At 57.8% G+C, this 17,845-nt stretch carries 15 protein-coding genes; all 15 read left to right on the forward strand.

The genetic code is table 11. The annotated features are described in order from the left end of the window. On the forward strand, nucleotides 1–214 hold a 214-nt coding region (locus tag B5E56_RS14755; protein ID WP_206404981.1), incomplete at its 5' end, for a hypothetical protein. Between the two features lie 101 nt (nucleotides 215–315). After that, entirely contained in the window at nucleotides 316–2,085 is a 1,770-nt protein-coding gene (locus B5E56_RS11380) for a recombinase family protein (protein ID WP_087390188.1), read from the forward strand. A 49-nt stretch (nucleotides 2,086–2,134) separates the two neighbouring features. Next, entirely contained in the window at nucleotides 2,135–2,443 is a 309-nt protein-coding gene (locus B5E56_RS14760) for a sigma-70 family RNA polymerase sigma factor (RefSeq protein WP_206404982.1), read from the forward strand. Between the two features lie 135 nt (nucleotides 2,444–2,578). Further along, the gene (locus B5E56_RS11390; protein ID WP_087330531.1) at nucleotides 2,579–3,160 is read left to right on the forward strand and encodes an RNA polymerase sigma factor; all 582 of its coding nucleotides are present in this window, start codon (nucleotides 2,579–2,581) and stop codon (nucleotides 3,158–3,160) included. Then, nucleotides 3,157–4,410, forward strand: a complete 1,254-nt coding sequence (locus B5E56_RS11395; RefSeq protein ID WP_087390197.1) for an anti-sigma-I factor RsgI family protein — start codon at nucleotides 3,157–3,159, stop codon at nucleotides 4,408–4,410. The genes B5E56_RS11390 and B5E56_RS11395 overlap by 4 nt, the downstream gene beginning before the upstream one ends. A 142-nt stretch (nucleotides 4,411–4,552) precedes the next feature. Further along, nucleotides 4,553–6,421: a heavy metal translocating P-type ATPase gene (locus B5E56_RS11400; RefSeq protein ID WP_087390200.1), complete on the forward strand. Its 1,869-nt coding sequence runs from the start codon at nucleotides 4,553–4,555 to the stop codon at nucleotides 6,419–6,421. 180 nt (nucleotides 6,422–6,601) lie between these two features. After that, nucleotides 6,602–7,324, forward strand: a complete 723-nt coding sequence (gene pyrH / locus B5E56_RS11405) for a UMP kinase (protein ID WP_087187991.1) — start codon at nucleotides 6,602–6,604, stop codon at nucleotides 7,322–7,324. Nucleotide 7,325: 1 nt separating this feature from the next. Continuing rightward, on the forward strand, nucleotides 7,326–7,880 hold the full coding sequence (frr, locus tag B5E56_RS11410) for a ribosome recycling factor (protein WP_087187992.1): 555 nt from the start codon (nucleotides 7,326–7,328) through the stop codon (nucleotides 7,878–7,880). 71 nt (nucleotides 7,881–7,951) lie between these two features. Beyond that, a complete protein-coding gene (locus B5E56_RS11415) occupies nucleotides 7,952–8,695 on the forward strand; it encodes an isoprenyl transferase (RefSeq protein WP_087390202.1) in 744 nt (247 codons plus the stop codon). Further along, nucleotides 8,696–9,520 (forward strand): phosphatidate cytidylyltransferase, encoded by an 825-nt coding sequence (locus tag B5E56_RS11420; protein ID WP_242958954.1) that lies wholly within the window; start codon nucleotides 8,696–8,698, stop codon nucleotides 9,518–9,520. A 4-nt stretch (nucleotides 9,521–9,524) separates the two neighbouring features. Next, nucleotides 9,525–10,664 carry a 1-deoxy-D-xylulose-5-phosphate reductoisomerase gene (locus B5E56_RS11425; protein ID WP_087390206.1) on the forward strand — a complete coding sequence of 380 codons (1,140 nt, stop codon included), beginning with the start codon at nucleotides 9,525–9,527 and terminating at the stop codon, nucleotides 10,662–10,664. Between the two features lie 18 nt (nucleotides 10,665–10,682). Continuing rightward, a complete protein-coding gene (locus tag B5E56_RS11430; RefSeq protein ID WP_087390208.1) occupies nucleotides 10,683–11,756 on the forward strand; it encodes a M50 family metallopeptidase in 1,074 nt (357 codons plus the stop codon). Between the two features lie 14 nt (nucleotides 11,757–11,770). Further along, nucleotides 11,771–12,808, forward strand: a complete 1,038-nt coding sequence (gene ispG / locus B5E56_RS11435) for a flavodoxin-dependent (E)-4-hydroxy-3-methylbut-2-enyl-diphosphate synthase (RefSeq protein WP_087390211.1) — start codon at nucleotides 11,771–11,773, stop codon at nucleotides 12,806–12,808. A gap of 16 nt (nucleotides 12,809–12,824) precedes the next feature. Further along, nucleotides 12,825–17,009 carry a PolC-type DNA polymerase III gene (locus tag B5E56_RS11440; protein ID WP_087390214.1) on the forward strand — a complete coding sequence of 1,395 codons (4,185 nt, stop codon included), beginning with the start codon at nucleotides 12,825–12,827 and terminating at the stop codon, nucleotides 17,007–17,009. Nucleotides 17,010–17,283: 274 nt separating this feature from the next. Then, the gene (locus B5E56_RS11445; RefSeq protein WP_087390217.1) at nucleotides 17,284–17,796 is read left to right on the forward strand and encodes a ferritin; all 513 of its coding nucleotides are present in this window, start codon (nucleotides 17,284–17,286) and stop codon (nucleotides 17,794–17,796) included. Nucleotides 17,797–17,845: the final 49 nt, after the last annotated feature.

A 17,845-nucleotide genomic window follows, 5' to 3' on the forward strand; every position in this document is an offset into this window, starting at 1 on the left:
GTACTCAAAAGGTGAGCATTTGGTACTTGGGAAAAACATTGCTCACGACATGAAATCTGGTGCTGAAGGTGCTCACTTTTTTGGGGCCCTTTTGCTCACATTTTCGTTTGACAAACACACAAGGGAATCCTATCACGGTAAAAACACCAGAAAAGGATGTGCCGCAAAACGATTGTTTTTGCAGCGCATCCTTCTTTTTTGGATAACGGCATAGACTGCACCGCCGAAAAATTATTTTATGTATTTACCAAGCGGGGACAATATGATATACTAATCTAACAAACATATCATATTACATAACAGGACGGTGATAGTATGGTCGCTGCCAATCCAATCGTCATCTACTCCCGAAAATCCAAGTTCACCGGTAAAGGGGAGAGCATCGAAAACCAGATTGAAATGTGCAGACAATATATCCGGCTGCAGTTCGGAGACGATGCCGCAGAGCAGGCACTGATATATGAGGATGAGGGGTTCTCCGGCGGTACGCTGGAGCGTCCCCAATTCAAAAAAATGATGGCCGATGCAAAAGAAAAGAACTTCCGGGCCATCGTTGTTTACCGCCTGGACCGGATCAGCCGCAACATCGGCGATTTTGCGAAACTGATCGAGCAGCTGAACAGGATGAAGATCGACTTCACTTCCATCAAGGAGCAGTTTGACACTTCCTCTCCCATGGGACGGGCGATGATGTATATTTCTTCGGTTTTTTCCCAGTTGGAGCGGGAGACCATTGCCGAGCGCATCCGGGACAATATGCATGAGTTGTCCAAAACAGGGCGCTGGCTGGGCGGAAACACTCCCACCGGCTATGAGTCTGAGAGCGTTTCCCATGTGACTATCGACGGCAAGACCAAGAAGGCCTGCAAACTGAAGATTCTCCCGGAGGAGATCGGCATCGTCAAGCTGATCTACGACAAGTTCTTGGAAACCGGCTCGCTGACAAAGACGGAGACCTACCTGCTGCAAAAAGGCTATACCACAAAGAACGGCAAGCAGTTCACCCGCTTTGCCGTCAAGGGGATTTTGTCCAATCCGGTTTATCTGATTGCTGACGAATTTGCCTATGAATATCTGACGAAAAATCATGTGGACCTCTTTGCAGAGCAAAGCGACTTTGACGGCGTCCACGGCATTATGGCCTATAACCGCACCTTGCAGCAGCCGGGGAGAGCCCACCAGATCAAGCCCATGGAGGAGTGGATCGTCTCGGTGGGCAAGCACCAGGGAGTCATCGAGGGGAAGGCGTGGGTCAAGGTACAGACCATTCTGGAGCGGAACAAATCCAAAAGTTACCGCAAGCCCCGCAGCAATGTGGCTCTCCTCTCCGGCCTGCTGATCTGCGGCAACTGCGGCGAGTACATGCGCCCGAAACTGTCCAAGCGGCGAAACGCAAAGGGGGAGTTCATTTATACCTACCTTTGCTCCATGAAGGAGCGCAGCCGAGGATATGTCTGCAACATGAAAAACTGTAACGGCAATACATTGGATGCCGACATTATAGAGCAGCTGAAACATTTGAGTGAAGACGGCTCCGATTTTATCCGTCAACTGGAGCAGAGCAAGCGGGCGCTGCTGGGCAACCGGCAGAGTTATGACGCGGAGATCTCCAACTTGGAGTCCGAGATCGCCGCAAACGAGGAGGAGATCAAGGGACTGGTCTCTGCCTTGGGAAAGTCCTCCGGTACTTCTGCCGAAAGTTATATTATGCAGCAGATTGATGAGCTGCACGAGAAAGGGGAGGGCCTGAAGCGGCATTTGGCGGAACTGAAAGAACTGACCTCCAGCCATGCCCTGGCGGACATTGAGTTTGACCTGTTGGCGCAGATGTTGTCCACGTTCAAGGACACCGTGGACAAAATGACGGTGGAGCAGAAGCGGGCGGCCATCCGTACCTTTGTCAAAGAGATTATCTGGGATGGGACGGACGCCCATGTGGTGCTGTTTGGCTCGGAGTATGAATACGAGTTTCCCAAAATTCCAGCAGGATTGGGGAAGCGGGTCGTGGACGGTCAAACAGAGGAAAATCTTGCAGAAGCGGCGGAACGGGGCCTTGCGGAGCCGTCAGGAGCAGGTAGCAAATGAGATCCTGATGCACTTTCGTGCCCAGCGTAAGACCCAGGGGGAGGTATCTTTGTCAGACGCTATTGATGGAGACGGGGACGGGAATTCGCTTTCTCTAATGGATACCATCAGTGTGGATGACGATATGCTGGAGGAGTTGGATGCCAGAGACGCGTGTATCCAGGTGCGGGAATGTGTAAAGAAGTGCCTGGATGCCCGGGAGGCCGCTATTATTACCCTCCGTTACGGATTAAATGACCGTAAGCCCCTGACCCAGCGGGAGGTGGCTGCCAAATGCGGCATTTCGCGGTCCTATGTATCCCGCATTGAAAAAAAGGCGCTGAAAAAACTGGAGACAGCCATGGGGACCCAGCGGTAGGACTTTACGCGGCGGTGATTGTTGGGTTATAATAACAATAACTGTCTTGCCTTCGTGCGGACGGCAAAATTATTTTGATTTGAGTGCAATAAAATGCCTGTGTTTTGCATTCCACCAATGAGAGGAGAGAAAACTATGCTGATCCTGCTGGAGACCATGGCGGAGGAGAGCCGCCGGGTGACCGCTCCAGATATTCTGGAGCCGCTGCTGGTCAGGATGCAGGCTGGAGAACAGGAGGCACTGGCGGAACTCTATCATCATGCCCGGACAGCTGTATACGGCCTTGCTCTCTCCTATCTCAAGAATACCCATGATGCGGAGGATGTGACGCAAGATACTTTTGTGCGTGTTTGGGAAAATGTCCATCAATACCAGTCCCGTGGTACACCGCTGGCGTGGGTACTCACCGTTGCCCGCAATCTGGCCCTGATGAAGCTGCGGGAGCGGGGCAAGACGGAGGAATTGGAACCGGAATCCTGGGAACGGCTGGCGGCGGACAGTCCTCTGGTAACGGTGGAGGACCGTCAGGTACTGCGGGCTGCGCTGGAAGGTCTGACCGATGAAGAGCGCCAGGTGGTTACCCTCCACGCAGTCACCGGCTGGAAACATAAGGAGATCGCGCACCTGCTGGATCTGCCGCTGTCTACGGTGCTGTCCAAGTACCGCCGGGCGCTGCAGAAGCTGCGGACCATACTGGAAGGGGGTGAGAAACCGTGAATGATCAGGAATTGGAGCGTAAACTCCATACGGCACTGGAGCACGCCGCGCCTGACGATGTGGAGGCGGTGCTTGCTCGCCTGGGGCCCCAGAATGGGAAGATTATTCCGATTTCCGCACCCAAACGGCGAAAGCGCATCCTGCCCTGGATCGCGGCTGCCTGCTTGGCGCTTGCCATTGGCGGCGGTGTGGCCGGAGTGCGGTATCAGCAGGCCAACGCGGTAGCCTCTGTGGTCTCCCTCGACGTGAATCCCTGTGTCCGGCTGGAGGTAAACCGGGAAGAAAAGGTTCTTTCCGCCACCCCGGTCAACGATGATGCCAATCAGATTTTGGACGGCATGGATCTGACCGGTACGGATCTGGAGGTGGCGGTCAATGCCATTATTGGCTCTCTGCTGAAGCACGGATATGTGGACGAACTGGCCAATTCTGTGCTGATTTCGGTGGAGGATGACGATCTGACCCGGGGCGCTGCGTTGGAAGAGAAGCTGACAGGGGAGATCTCCCAGGTGCTGGAGTCGGCTTCTATCAACGGGGCTATCCTGTCCCAGAGCTTTGCCACAGATGATGCCTTGCAGCAGAAGGCGGAAGAATACGGGATCTCCCAGGGTAAGGCTGCATTAATCCAGACATTGGTGGACAGCAGTTCCCACCTGACCTTTGAGTCGCTGGTAGGCTTGTCCATCAACGAACTGAATCTGTTGGCCAATTCCGAGGCTGCAGCCGACCTGACAGGCCAGAGCGGTGAGCAGGAAAGCATCCGTTCTACCGGTACTGCAAGCCAGAGTGGCTATGTGGGTGTGGATGCCGCCACCCAGACGGCGTTGACCCATGCCGGTGTTCAGCAGTCCCAGCTGGACTACCTGGAAGCTGACTATGACTATGAAGATGGCCGGATGGTTTACGAGGTTGAATTTGGCGTCAGCGGTGTGGAGTATGAATACGATATCGACGCGGCCACCGGTGCTATTCTCAAAGCGGAGCAGGAGGGACAGACCATCCAGACACCGGCTCCGGGCCAGACCCAACAGCCTCAGGGTGGTTCCAGCGGCACCATCAGCAGCCAGGAGGCCAGAGATATTGCTTTGTCCAACGCCGGAGTGGCCCTTTCGGATACACGGGAGTTGGAAGTGGAATTGGAAGCGGATGATGGCTGCTACAAGGTGGAGTTTAAGTCAGGCCAATATGAATATGAGTATGAAATCAGCGTTGCCGATGGCAGGATTCTAAGTGCCGAGCGGGACGACTGAACAGATTGTTTCCGAAAATCGGGCAGCCATATGGCTGCCCGATTTTTTGTAGAACAAGGGAATCACACTTCTCCTTGACAACCTATACCCCCATGGGTATAATGATGGCGAGATACCCATAGGGGTATAGGGGGTGGATGATATGAAAAAATTGGAGGCCATACTGGAGTGGGGCGGTGTCCGCAAGGATATCACACTGCTCGTTCTTTCCGGACTGGCTCTGGTGGTCAGCATTCTGTGGGGGGCTCATCTGCCGGTAGACCCGGCCTGGGTGGCCATTGTGCTGTGCGGTCTGCCTATTATTTTGGAGGCATTCATTGGGCTGATCACTGCCTTTGACATCAAGGCGGATGTGCTGGTATCCATTGCTCTGGTGGCTTCGGTGATCATCGGCGAGGACTTTGCCGCTGGCGAGGTGGCCTTTATTATGCAGCTGGGCGCCCTGCTGGAGGATCTGACGGTGGCCCGAGCCAGAGCGGGCATTGAAAAGCTGGTGAAACTGACGCCCCGCACCGCTCGCCGGCTGACTGGCGACGGGGAAGAGGTGGTGCCCGCGGAGGTGGTCCAGGTGGGGGAACTGCTGCGGGTGCTGCCCGGTGAGACCATTCCTGTGGATGGGATCATAAGGGACGGGCGCACCTCTGTGGACCAATCGGTCATGACAGGAGAGTCCTTGCCGGTGGACAAGGTCCCAGGGGACCAGGTGTCCAGCGGAACGGTCAACCAATACGGGGCCTTCACCATGGAAGCCACCCGAGTGGGGGAGGACAGCTCCATCCAGCGGATGGTACGGCTGGTCCAGTCGGCGGACGCAGGAAAAGCGAAAATCGTGGGACTGGCCGACCGGTGGGCCACCTGGATCGTGGCGATTGCCCTGTCTGCTGCTGCCATCACCGGCTTTGTTACCGGGGAGCTGATCCGGGCGGTTACTATTTTGGTGGTGTTCTGCCCCTGTGCCCTGGTGCTGGCTACCCCTACCGCCATTATGGCGGCCATTGGCAACGCCACCCGGCACGGGTTCTTGGTACGGGAGGGAGATGCGCTGGAGCGGCTGGCTGGGGTCCAGTGTGTGGCTTTTGACAAGACGGGCACTCTTACATTAGGAAAGCTGCAGGTAACTGCGGTGCTTCCCCTGAATGGCCGGACGGAGGAACAGGTGTGGACAGGGGCTATGGGACTGGAGTCCTGGTCGGAGCACCCTTTGGGTAAGGCTGTTACCGCGGGTGGACGGGAGCGCTTTCCTGATCTGGTGCTGAAGGGGGAGAGCGTGGAGGTGCTGCCCGGCTTGGGATTGAAGGGCCTTGTGGAGGGCAGAGACCTATGGGCAGGCAATCTGGCGCTGATGGAGCAGCTGGGTGTGCCCATGCCCCAGGAGGCGGAGGGCTTTGTTCAGGCCCGGCTGGACGAGGGGTGTACCCTTATCTATCTGGCAGAGGAGGGAACATTGATCGGGGTGATGGCTCTGGCCGATACCCTGCGGCCCGACGCGGCAGAGACCATTCGGGCAGTGAAGGGTGCCGGAGTGCAGCCGGTGCTGCTGACGGGGGATCACCCAAGCGCCGCCGGGCATATCGCGGCACTGCTGAATATCCGGGAGGTGAAGGCTGGATGCCTGCCGGAGGACAAGCTGAATTGGATTGCCCGGGCTCAGGAAGAGGGCAGACCGGTGTGCATGATCGGCGACGGCATCAACGATGCTCCTGCACTGAAACGGGCCATGGTGGGTATTGCCATGGGCGGTGTGGGCAGCGATATCGCTGTGGATGCCGCCGATATGGCCCTGGTGGGGGACGATCTACGGCAACTGCCCCATCTGCTGCGGCTGGCCCGGCGGATGATGGTCACCATCAAATGCAATCTGACCTTCTCCATGGCGCTGAACTTTGCGGCCATTGCCTTGGCCATTACCGGCATTCTGAATCCTGTGGTGGGGGCGCTGGTCCACAACGCGGGCTCGGTGGTGGTCATTGTCAATTCTGCCCTGCTGCTGCGCTGGCACAAAAGGGCGTAAAAGGGGAAAACGGGCTCTGTTCCCGCTTTTTTGAAGGCGGGAACAGAGCCCTTGACAATTTTTACAGGAAGGGAAGGAGAGAATACGAATAATTTGAAAAACTTTAGCCTAACCTCTATGCAAAAATGGAAAACTATATTAAAATAAGATAGCATGATTTTCCGAAAAGGGGTTGAACATATGAGTGAACCGCAGTTCAAGCGGATTCTTCTGAAGCTCAGCGGCGAGGCCCTCGCCGGCGAGGCCAGCCGGGGTCTGGATTTCGATGTCATCGGCAGCGTTTGCGACGTAATCAAGAAGTGCGTGGCAGCCGGTGTCCAGGTGGGTATCGTGGTTGGCGGCGGCAATTTCTGGCGCGGCCTGAAGGATGGCGGCGACCGGATGGAGCGTACCCGTGCCGACCACATGGGAATGCTGGCTACCACCATCAATGCACTGGCAGTGGCCGACGTGCTGGAGCAGAAGGGTGTGGACGTGCGGGTGCAGACCGCCATTGAAATGCGGTCCATCGCCGAGCCCTACATCCGTTCCAAGGCCATCCGGCATATGGAGAAGGGCAGAGTGGTCATTTTCGGCTGCGGCACCGGCAATCCCTTCTTCTCCACCGATACGGCGGCTGTGCTGCGGGCGGCGGAGATCGACGCCGACGCCATTCTGCTGGCCAAGAACATTGACGGCGTGTATTCCGCCGATCCTCGCAAGGACCCCAACGCGGTGAAGTATGATACCATCACCTATGACGATGTGCTGGCTCAGCACCTGGAGGTGATGGATTCCACCGCCACGTCCCTGTCCATGGACAACAAGATCCCGGTGATCCTGTTCGCACTCAAGGACCCTGAGAACATTCTGCGTGTGGTCATGGGTGAAAAAATCGGAACCATCGTCAAGGAGGAACCGTGAAATGAAAGAGCTCAATAAAGAATTCGACGCCAAGATGAAAAAGACCATCGACGTAGTGATGAGTGATTTCGCCAGTGTCCGTGCCGGCCGGGCCAACGCCGCCGTGCTGGATAAAATTACGGTGGACTACTACGGCGCCCCCACCCCCCTGAATCAGGTGGCCGCCATTTCCTCTCCCGATCCCCGTTCCCTGATGATCCAGCCTTGGGACGGTACTCTGCTGAAGGCCATCGAGAAGGCCATCCAGTGCTCTGATCTGGGTATCAACCCCCAGAACGACGGCCGTGTGATCCGCCTGTCCTTCCCCCAGCTCACCGAGGAGCGCCGTAAGGAACTGACCAAGCAGGTGAAGAAGTACGGTGAGAACGGTAAGGTGGCCATCCGCAACATCCGGCGGGACGCTATGGAGAAGTTCAAGGCTCTGGAGAAAAAGGGCGAGATGACCGAGGACGACCGCAAGGACTATGAGAAGGAGCTCCAGGATCTCACCGACAAGCGGTGCAAGGAGATCGATGAGCTGACCGTCAAAAAAGAAGCGGAACTGATGGCGGTATAACATCAAACAAGAGACACATGGTGCGGGATGCGAAGAGTGTCCCGCACTGGTGTCGTATAGGCGGGTTGAACATGGCATTATTCAAACCGAAGGCGGCGCAGGCCCAGGTGGATTTTGACTACCTGCCCCGTCATGTGGCGATCATCATGGACGGCAACGGCCGCTGGGCCAAGCGTCGGGGGCTGCCCCGTACGGCAGGACACGCCGCTGGCGCGGAGACCTTCCGTACCATCGCCACATACTGTCAGAAGATCGGAATTGAGTATCTGACGGTATACGCCTTCTCCACGGAGAATTGGAAGCGACCTCTGGAGGAGGTCTCCGCCATCATCGGACTGCTGAAGAAGTATCTTCTGGAGTCCATTGAGAAGATGGAGCGGGACAAGATCAGACTCCACTTTTTCGGAGATCTGGAGGCACTTCCTCCGGAGTTGAGAGAATTGACGGTGCGTACCGACGATATCTCCACACACTATGATGGTATGCAGGTCAACGTATGCTTCAACTATGGCGGACGGGATGAGATTGTCCGTGCGGCCCGGGCTTTTGCGGCGGAGTGTGCGGCGGGGAAGAAGGACCCCGCTCAGCTGACAGAGGCGGATTTTTCCGGTTACCTCTATTCTGCCGGGGTACCCGACCCGGACCTGGTGATCCGGCCCAGCGGTGAGCTGCGGATCTCCAACTTCTTGCTGTGGCAGTCGGCCTACGCGGAATTCTACTATACCGACGTGCTGTGGCCTGACTTCAGCAAGGAAGAGCTGAACAAGGCGCTGGCGGCTTATCAGGGCCGTTCCCGCCGCTATGGAGGTGTCTGAGTGGTCAAGCGAATCATGGTGGCGGTGGTCTGTATCCCGCTGCTGGCGGCAGCGGTATACGGTGTCTCGCCGGTCTATCCGGTTATCCTGCCCATTCTGGTGGCCGGATTGTCTATGATCGCGGTGCATGAGGTACTGTGGTCCACCGGATTTCTTAAGCATACCCGTATTTCCGGCTATTCCATTGTTTTGGCAGGCCTCATTCCGTTCTGGGTCTACTATAACGGCAAACTAATACCCGCCTTGGCCGGAATGTTCCTCTATGTGGTGCTTCTCTTTGCCGAGGCCATTGGCAGCCATAAGCGCATTACCCTGGAGAAAATGGGAGGCGCTTTCTTCCTCAGTGTAGTCATTCCCTTTTTCCTGTCCTCGCTGCTGCGGATCCGGCTCATGGAGCACTGGATGGCCCTCATCGTGCTGCCCTTTGAGGTGGCTTTCCTCAGCGATGCCTTTGCCCTCTTTGCAGGCATGGCCTTTGGCAAGCATAAGCTGGCGCCTGAGCTCTCCCCCAAAAAGACGGTGGAGGGCGCTGTGGGCGGCTTTGCAGGTGCCATTATCTGCACGGTGATCTATGGTGCTGTCCTCCAGTTTGGCTTCTCCATGCAGGTCAATTACCTGTATCTTGTGATTTACGGCGCTCTGGGCAGCATTGTATCCCAGCTGGGCGACCTGTCTTTTTCCTATATCAAGCGGGAGTATGGCATCAAGGATTTCGGCAACATTTTCCCCGGCCACGGCGGCGTGCTGGACCGTTTCGACAGCGTGATCTTCTGCGCGCCCCTGATCGAACTGCTGATCCAATTCCTGCCCGCTGTGGGAGGCTGAACACATGAGCAACTGCATTTCTTTGCTGGGTTCTACCGGCTCCATCGGGCGGCAGTCACTGGAAGTGATTGCCGCCTGTGGCATGACTGTGGCTTCCTTGACCGCCAACCGGGACGTGGAGCGGATGGAGGCCCAATGCCGCCAGTTCCGGCCCCGACTGGCGGTCATGATGGACCCTGCCGCTGCCGCCGACCTGCGGACCCGGCTGGCCGATACGTCCATCCGGGTGGCCTCCGGTCCTGAGGGACTGGTGGAGGCCGCCACTCTGGAGGAGGCGGACACTGTGCTCACCGCTGTGGTGGGTATGGTGGGCCTGGTTCCTACCCTGGCGGCGGTCCGTCAGGGCAAACGGATTGCACTGGCCAATAAAGAGACCCTGGTGTGCGCCGGCGAGCTGGTGATGAATGGGGCCGATCAGTACGGCGCGGAGATCGTACCGGTGGACTCGGAGCACTCAGCTATTTTCCAGTGTCTCCAGGGCAGCCGGGACAGGGGAGAGGTGAAACGCCTTATCCTCACCGCCTCCGGCGGGCCCTTCTGGGGCTGGGATAAAGAGGCGATTGCCTCTGCTACGGTGGAGCAGGCCCTGAAGCACCCCAACTGGTCTATGGGCGCCAAGATCACGGTGGACTCCGCTACGCTGATGAACAAAGGCCTGGAGTTTATCGAGGCTATGCGGCTCTATCGGATGCCGCCGGAAAAAATCTCCATTGTGGTCCATCGGGAGAGCATCATCCACTCCCTGGTGGAATACTGTGATAACGCGGTGCTGGCCCAGTTGGGGGTACCAGATATGCGTCTGCCTATCCAGTACGCATTGACCTGGCCCGCCCGTACCCAGGCGGTGGCAAAGCCGCTGGACCTGCTGACCTGTCCGCCGTTGACCTTCCATGCTCCGGATTATGAGGCGTTTCCCTGCCTCTCCCTGGCGCTGGAGGCCGCCAAAACCGGCGGCACCGCTACCGCTATCCTCAACGGTGCAAACGAGGCGGCGGTGGGCCTCTTCCTGGCGGGGCAGATTTCCTTCGGCGAGATTGCCAAGCGAGTGGAGCGAGCGCTGGCCCAGGTTCCTGTGGTTCAAACGCCTGCCCTGGAGGATGTGCTGGAGGCCGACAAAGCCGCACGTCTGATTGCAGGCAGGTAATCTGAGTTTGAGGTGTCTATGAACGTACTTTCCATTGTGCTTATCATCTTGTTTTTCGGGCTGCTCATTGCCATCCATGAATTCGGCCACTTTATTGCCGCCAAGCTGATGGGTGTGAAGGTGAACGAGTTTGCTATCGGCATGGGCCCCAAGCTGTTTTCCAGGGAGAAAGGGGAAACGCTTTACAGTCTACGTGCCTTCCCCATCGGCGGCTTCTGCGCCATGGAGGGAGAGGGAGAGTCCTCCGATGATCCGAGAGCCTTTGGTAACAAGGCGGGCTGGAAGCGGCTTATTATTCTGGTGGCCGGTGCGTTCATGAATTTCATTACCGGTGTGGTGCTCATCCTCATCATCATGGCTATGGCGGGCAGTCCCTCCATGCCGGTGGTCACCAGCTTTATGCCCGGGGCAGAGGATATCGCCCAGACCGGGCTTCAGCCGGGAGATCAGTTTTACTCCATTGACGGACACCGCATCTACTTCAACAACGACGCCTTTATCTTCCTGGAGCGAGCAGGGGAGCAGGTGGATGTGGTGGTGCTGCGGGACGGTGAGAAGGTGGATCTGGGCACCATTGACCTGCCCTATCGACAGCTCACCGATGAAAACGGCAATCAGGTCATGAAGCGGGGAATTTATCTGGGCGAGTTCCAGGAGGATACCCCCCTGACCTTGCTGCGAAACACCTGGTATCAGGCGGTGGACTACGTCCGTATGGTATGGATGGGCCTTGGCGACCTGATTACCGGTGCGGTGGGCCTGAACGATATGTCGGGTGTCATCGGCATTGTAGCCGTGGCAGGCGATGTGGGCCAGGCAGGCGCCGCAGCGGCCGGTTTGTTCGGCCTGTTCATCAACATTCTGGACTTTACTGCTCTGATTGCCATTAACCTGGCGGTGATGAATCTGCTGCCCATCCCGGCTTTGGACGGCGGACAGATCCTGTTTGTGTTTGTGGGCGGGATCTACCGGCTCATTACCAAAAAGAAGATGAATGAAAAGTATCTGGGCTATGTGAATGCCGTGGGCTTTTTCTGCCTCATCGCCTTAATGGTGGTGGTGGCGGTCAACGACGTGATCAAGCTGTTTTAGCGGGAGGTATACCAATGACCAGACAGATTCTTGTGGGCGGCGTCCCGGTGGGCGGCGGCGCTCCGGTCACCATTCAATCCATGACCAATACCCGCACCGAGGATGTGACAGCCACGGTGAATCAGATCCTCCGTCTGGAGGAGGCAGGCTGCCAGATCATCCGGGTAGCGGTACCCGATATGGCGGCGGCCAAAGCCGTAGGGGCCATCAAGGCCGGTATCCATATCCCGCTGGTGGTGGACATTCACTTTGACTATAAGCTGGCCCTGGCCTGTGTAGAGGAGGGGTGCGACGCAGTGCGCATCAATCCCGGCAACATTGGCGGGGAAGACCGGGTGAAAGCGGTAGCGGAAGCCTGTAAAGCAAGACACCTTCCCATCCGCATTGGCGTCAACGGCGGTTCTCTGGAGAAGCCCCTGCTAGCCAAGTACGGCGGAGTCACCCCGGAGGCCCTGGTGGAGTCTGCCTTCGGTCACATTGCTCTGCTGGAACAGTATGATTTCCATGATATCTGCGTCTCTCTCAAGTCCTCGTCGGTGGTCACCACCATGGCGGCCTACAAGCTGATGAGCGAGAAAAGTGATTATCCTTTACACCTTGGCGTTACCGAGACGGGCACCACCCGTATGGGTACCATCAAGTCCGCCATCGGCATCGGGGGTCTGCTGGCCCTGGGTATCGGCGACACCCTGCGGGTGTCTCTATCCGCCGACCCGGTGGAGGAGGTGTACGCCGCCAAGGATATCCTAAAGGCCCTGGGTATGGCAGCCAACGAGCCCAATCTGGTGTCCTGTCCCACCTGCGGTCGTACCCGCATTGATCTGATTGGCCTGGCCCACCAGGTGGAGGATCGGCTGAAGGAAGTCCACAAGCCCATTACCGTGGCAGTGATGGGCTGCGTGGTCAACGGCCCCGGCGAAGCCGCCGCCGCCGATGTAGGTATTGCCGGTGGACAGGGGGAGGGCCTTCTGTTCCGCAAGGGCGAGATTGTGAAGAAGGTCCCCCAGGAGCAGCTGGTGGACGAGCTATTTACCCTGATCGACCAACTGTAAAGCAGGAGCGTGTCCTATGCCTCAAGCACAAAAGATCCCATTTTTAAAACTGTTTTCCGCCTGGCGGGCCGGCCCGGAGCTGACGGCGATGGTCCAGGGCTACCTAGTGACCCGGGCGGTCATCGATAAACATACCCGGTCCATCAAGGCCCAGGTGGAGTGCACCGCGCTCCCGGCGGAGGAGCTGCGCCGCCAAATCGAGCGCAGCATTGCCTTGGCCTACCGGGTGGAGCAGGTGTCGCTGGAGATGTCTGTCCCGGCTGGGGATGGGGCTGCCCCTACGCCCGAAGCGCCCCGGAAGCCTGCGGCAGCCGCCCCGGTTCCGGAGCAGCCTGCTCCCGTCCAGCAGCCCCAAAAGCCGCCGGTGGAGGATGATGCCGCCGCGGCCTTCCGCCGTACCGAGGAGATCCGCCGCAAGGCTCTGGAGAGCCTGAAGGTGGCCCGTCCCACAGAGAAAAAGGCCCCTAAAGAGGGGAAAGGGAAATTACTTTACGGCCGCCATGAGATCAAGAAGGAACCTATCCCAATGGGTACCCTGGATCTGGATATGGGTACCGTCATTGTGGAGGGCGACGTGTTCGCGGTAGACCACCGGGAGTTGAAGCGGCGGGAGGCCTGGGTGGTGTCCTTCGACGTGACCGACTATACCGGCTCCGTGCGGGTCAACAAGTTTTTTCCCGGCGATGAGGGCAAGCCCTTGGTAGAGGGTGTGAAGAAAGGTCAGCATCTCTTTATCCAGGGTAAGCTGAATATCGACCGCTTTACCGGTGACATGGTGCTGGAGCCCTTCGCGGTGATGGAGGGCAAAAAAGAGCCCAAGATGGACAACGCCCCCGAGAAACGGGTGGAGCTCCACCTCCATACCAATATGTCGGCCATGGATGCCCTTACCGCTGTGGGCTCCAAGATGGACTCTCCCATCGGCGTGGACAAGAACGTGGTGAAGCGGGCGGAGCGGTGGGGCCACCGGGCCATCGCCATCACCGACCACGGCGTGGCCCATTCCTTCCCCAACGCCTGGCACTCGGCCAAGAACATCAAGATCCTCTACGGTGTGGAGGCCTATTTCATCAACGACGTGGATGACCGGGTGGTCATTCACGGTGACAAGGAACAGGACTTTACACAAGATATCGTCTGCTTTGATATTGAGACCACCGGCCTGGACAAGCGCACCGAGGCCATCACTGAGATCGGCGCCGTGGTGCTGCGGAACGGGGAAGTGGTGGAGCAGTTCTCCACCTTCGCCGACCCGGGCCGGCCCCTGACCCGGGAGATCACCCAGCTCACCGGCATCACGGATGAGATGCTGAAGGGGGCCCCCTCCCAGGAGGAGGCGGTCAATGCGTTCCTGGACTTCGTGGGGGACCGGCCTCTGGCCGCCCACAACGCGGAGTTCGATATGGGCTTTATTGGGGAGGCCTGCCGCCGCATGGGCCGGCCTTTCGAGAATACCTCTCTGGACAGCCTGATCCTGGCTCAGAACCTGCTGCCCGACCTGGGCAAGTATAAGCTGGATATCGTGGCCAATCACCTGAATCTGCCTGCTTTCAACCATCACCGGGCCTATGACGACGCGGCCACGGTGGGCTATATGCTGGTGCCCTTCTTCCGGATGCTGGCCGACCTGGGGGTGCATACCCTCCAGCAGATCAACCCGGCCATGTCCAAGCTCCGCTCCGGCGGCAAGGCCAAGCGGCAGCCCAAGCACCTGATCGTGCTGGCCAAGAATCAGCTGGGCCTGCGGAACCTCTATAAGCTGATCTCCGCCTCCTATCTGGACCACTTCAAGCGCTATCCCATCATGCCAAAAAGCCTCATCAACCAGCACCGGGAGGGTCTCATCATCGGCTCTGCCTGCGAGGCCGGCGAGCTGTTCCAGGCCATCGTCAAACGGAAGGAGTGGAACGAGCTCAAGCGCATCGCCTCCTGGTACGACTTCCTGGAGATCCAGCCCCTGTGCAACAACGCCTTTATGCTCCGCAAGGGCATGGTGAAGAGCCAGGAGGAGCTGCGGGACTTCAACCGCACGGTGGTGGCTCTGGGCGAGGCACTGGACAAGCCGGTGTGCGCCACCGGCGACGTCCATTTTCTGGACCCGGAGGACGAGATTTACCGCCATATCCTGCTGGCCTCCAAGGGCTTTGACGACGCCGATTCCCCTCTGCCCCTGTACTTCAAGACCACCCAGGAGATGCTGGATGAGTTTGCCTACCTGGGCAAGGAGAAGGCCTACGAGGTGGTGGTGCGCAACACCAACCTGGTGGCCGACTGGTGCGAGGACGTGGTGCCCCTGCCCAAGGGCCTGTTTGCTCCTAAGATTGAAAACTCCGCTGAGGAGCTGACCCGGCTGGTATGGGATAAGGCGAAAGCACTTTACGGTGAGGAACCGCCTCAGATCGTGGTGGACCGGATCAACGCCGAGCTGGGTGACATCATCAAGTGTAAGTACGACGTGATTTATATGTCGGCCCAGAAGCTGGTGCAGGACTCCCTGGATCACGGCTATCTGGTGGGCTCCCGTGGTTCGGTGGGCTCCTCTCTGGTGGCCTTCATGTCGGGTATCACCGAGGTGAACTCGCTGCCGCCTCACTACCGCTGCCCCAAGTGCAAGCACTCTGACTTTGAGGCGGCCAAGGAGCTGGGCATCGGCTGCGGCGCTGATATGCCGGATGCCAACTGCCCGGTGTGCGGCACTCCCTATGACAAGGACGGCTTCAACATCCCCTTTGAGACCTTCCTGGGCTTCGGCGGCGACAAGGTGCCTGATATCGACCTGAACTTCTCCGGCGAATATCAGTCCAGCGCCCACCGCTATACCTTTGAGCTGTTTGGACAGACCCATGTGTTCCGGGCGGGCACCATTGGTACGGTGAAGGACAAAATTGCCTTCGGCTATGTGAAGCACTATCTGGACGACCACGGGCTCCACGGCACCCGTGCGGAGGAGAACCGTTTGTCGCTGGGTTGCAGCGGTGTTAAGCGCACCACCGGCCAGCACCCCGGCGGCATGGTGGTCATTCCCCAGAACCGTGAGATCTACGACTTCTGCCCGGTGCAGCACCCCGCCGACGACCCGGACAGCGACATCATCACCACCCACTTTGAATATCACTCCATGGAGTCCAATCTGCTGAAGCTGGATATGCTGGGCCACGATGATCCCACCATGATCCGAATGCTTCAGGACCTGACGGGGGTGGACCCCCAGAAGATCCCTCTGGACGACAAGGACACCATGAGTATCTTCACATCCTCCAAGGTGCTGGGCTTTGAGGACGACCCCATTCTGGGCCCCACCGGAGCCGTGGCCATTCCTGAGTTCAACACCAAGTTCACCCGGGGAATGCTCATGGACACCCAGCCCCACCAGTTCGATATCCTGCTGCGCCTGTCCGGCTTCTCCCACGGCACCGATGTGTGGCTGGGCAATGCCCGGGACCTGATCGTGGATCAGGGTATCCCCGTTGGCCAGGCCATCGGCTGTCGTGACGATATCATGATCTTCCTGATCTCCTGCGGTATGCCGGAGAAGCGCTCCTTCAAGATCATGGAGGCGGTGCGAAAGGGAAGAGGCCTGCCCGAGGGAGCAGAGGAGGAGATGAAGGCCGCCGGTGTGCCCGACTGGTATATCGGCTCCTGTAAGAAGATCAAGTACCTGTTCCCCAAGGCCCACGCCGTGGCTTACGTTATGATGGCCTTCCGCATTGCCTGGTTCAAGGTGCACCACCCCCTGGCCTTCTACGCCGCCTTCTTCTCCATCCGAGCCAAGGCCTTCGACGCCACCTGTATGTGTATGGGCATGGATGTGTGCAAGGCCAAGATGAAGGAGATCGAGAGCAAGGAGAAGCCCACTCCTGTGGAGGAGGATACCCTGGTCACCCTGGAAGTGGTGTATGAGTTCTACCTCCGGGGCTTCACCTTTGAGCACATGGATCTGTACCGCTCCCACGCAATCAACTTCCTGCCCGATATGGAGAAGGGGACCCTGCTGCCGCCCTTTACCTCCATCCCCGGCTTGGGTGAGACGGCGGCCCTGTCCATTATGGAGCAGCGGCAGGGTAAGCGGTTCATCTCCATCGAGGAATTCTCCGCCGCCTGCCCCAAGGTGTCCAAGACCCACATTGAGCAGCTGAAAGCAGTGGGTGCCCTGGACGGTATGCCCGATACCAGTCAGATTACACTGTTTGACGGCTTCTAAGGGAGGGCATACCGTCCTCCCGCCGCTTTTGCGGCGTCCGAGCGTTTTGCTGGAGGCAAAACCTCGATGCCGGACGAATTGATTTCGTCCGGCAGATGGGGTGAAATGGGACCCCACAAGAGGCTTGCCTCTTGTGGGTATGCCCGATACCAGTCAGATCACGCTGTTTGACGGATTTTAAGGAAAGGCATACCGTCCCCCTTTGCGGGCTTGTATTTTGTCTGGGAAAATGGTACCATAAACCCATCCTATTACATAAATGAGGTGTGTGACCATGTTGGATCAAAAGGTTGCTGAGCTGCTGAATGTACAGGTGAATAAGGAGTTCTACTCCGCCTACCTCTATCTGGACTTTTCCATCTACTATGATGAGATCGGACTGGACGGTTTCTCCAACTGGTACAAGGTACAGGCCCAGGAGGAGCGGGACCACGCCATGCTCTTCCTCCAATACCTGCAGAACAACGGCTGCAAGGCCACTCTGGACACCATCCAGAAGCCGGACAAGGAGTTCAAGGACAAGCTGGAGGTGTTGGAGTTCGGCCTGGAGCATGAGCGCTACGTTACCGGCCTGATCCACAATATTTATGAGGCTGCTCAGGCCGCCAAGGATTTCCGCACCACGCAGTTCCTGGACTGGTTTGTCAAGGAGCAGGGCGAGGAGGAAAAGAACGCGGAGGACATGATCAAAAAAATGAAGCTCTTTGGAGATGACGCCAAGGGCCTGTATATGCTTAACAGTGAAATGGCTGCCCGGGTCTACAGAGCCCCCAGTCTGGTTCTTTAAGCGATTGCAGCGGGCAGCCCCCAGGGGGCTGCCCGTATTTTATTCGGTT

Origin of the sequence: Flavonifractor sp. An112 (genome assembly GCF_002161085.1) — a bacterium.
In the GTDB taxonomy this organism is placed as follows: domain Bacteria; phylum Bacillota; class Clostridia; order Oscillospirales; family Oscillospiraceae; genus Flavonifractor; species Flavonifractor avicola.

What these genes read in the sequence shown, in the direction of transcription:
- B5E56_RS11400 (WP_087390200.1), top strand. Translation starts at nt 4,553, where the DNA reads ATGAAAAAATTGGAGGCCATACTGGAGTGGGGCGGTGTCCGCAAGGAT.
- B5E56_RS11440 (WP_087390214.1), top strand. Translation starts at nt 12,825, where the DNA reads ATGCCTCAAGCACAAAAGATCCCATTTTTAAAACTGTTTTCCGCCTGG.
- frr (WP_087187992.1), top strand. Translation starts at nt 7,326, where the DNA reads ATGAAAGAGCTCAATAAAGAATTCGACGCCAAGATGAAAAAGACCATC.
- B5E56_RS11445 (WP_087390217.1), top strand. Translation starts at nt 17,284, where the DNA reads ATGTTGGATCAAAAGGTTGCTGAGCTGCTGAATGTACAGGTGAATAAG.
- pyrH (WP_087187991.1), top strand. Translation starts at nt 6,602, where the DNA reads ATGAGTGAACCGCAGTTCAAGCGGATTCTTCTGAAGCTCAGCGGCGAG.
- B5E56_RS11415 (WP_087390202.1), top strand. Translation starts at nt 7,952, where the DNA reads ATGGCATTATTCAAACCGAAGGCGGCGCAGGCCCAGGTGGATTTTGAC.
- B5E56_RS11390 (WP_087330531.1), top strand. Translation starts at nt 2,579, where the DNA reads ATGCTGATCCTGCTGGAGACCATGGCGGAGGAGAGCCGCCGGGTGACC.
- B5E56_RS11430 (WP_087390208.1), top strand. Translation starts at nt 10,683, where the DNA reads ATGAACGTACTTTCCATTGTGCTTATCATCTTGTTTTTCGGGCTGCTC.
- B5E56_RS11425 (WP_087390206.1), top strand. Translation starts at nt 9,525, where the DNA reads ATGAGCAACTGCATTTCTTTGCTGGGTTCTACCGGCTCCATCGGGCGG.
- B5E56_RS11380 (WP_087390188.1), top strand. Translation starts at nt 316, where the DNA reads ATGGTCGCTGCCAATCCAATCGTCATCTACTCCCGAAAATCCAAGTTC.
- ispG (WP_087390211.1), top strand. Translation starts at nt 11,771, where the DNA reads ATGACCAGACAGATTCTTGTGGGCGGCGTCCCGGTGGGCGGCGGCGCT.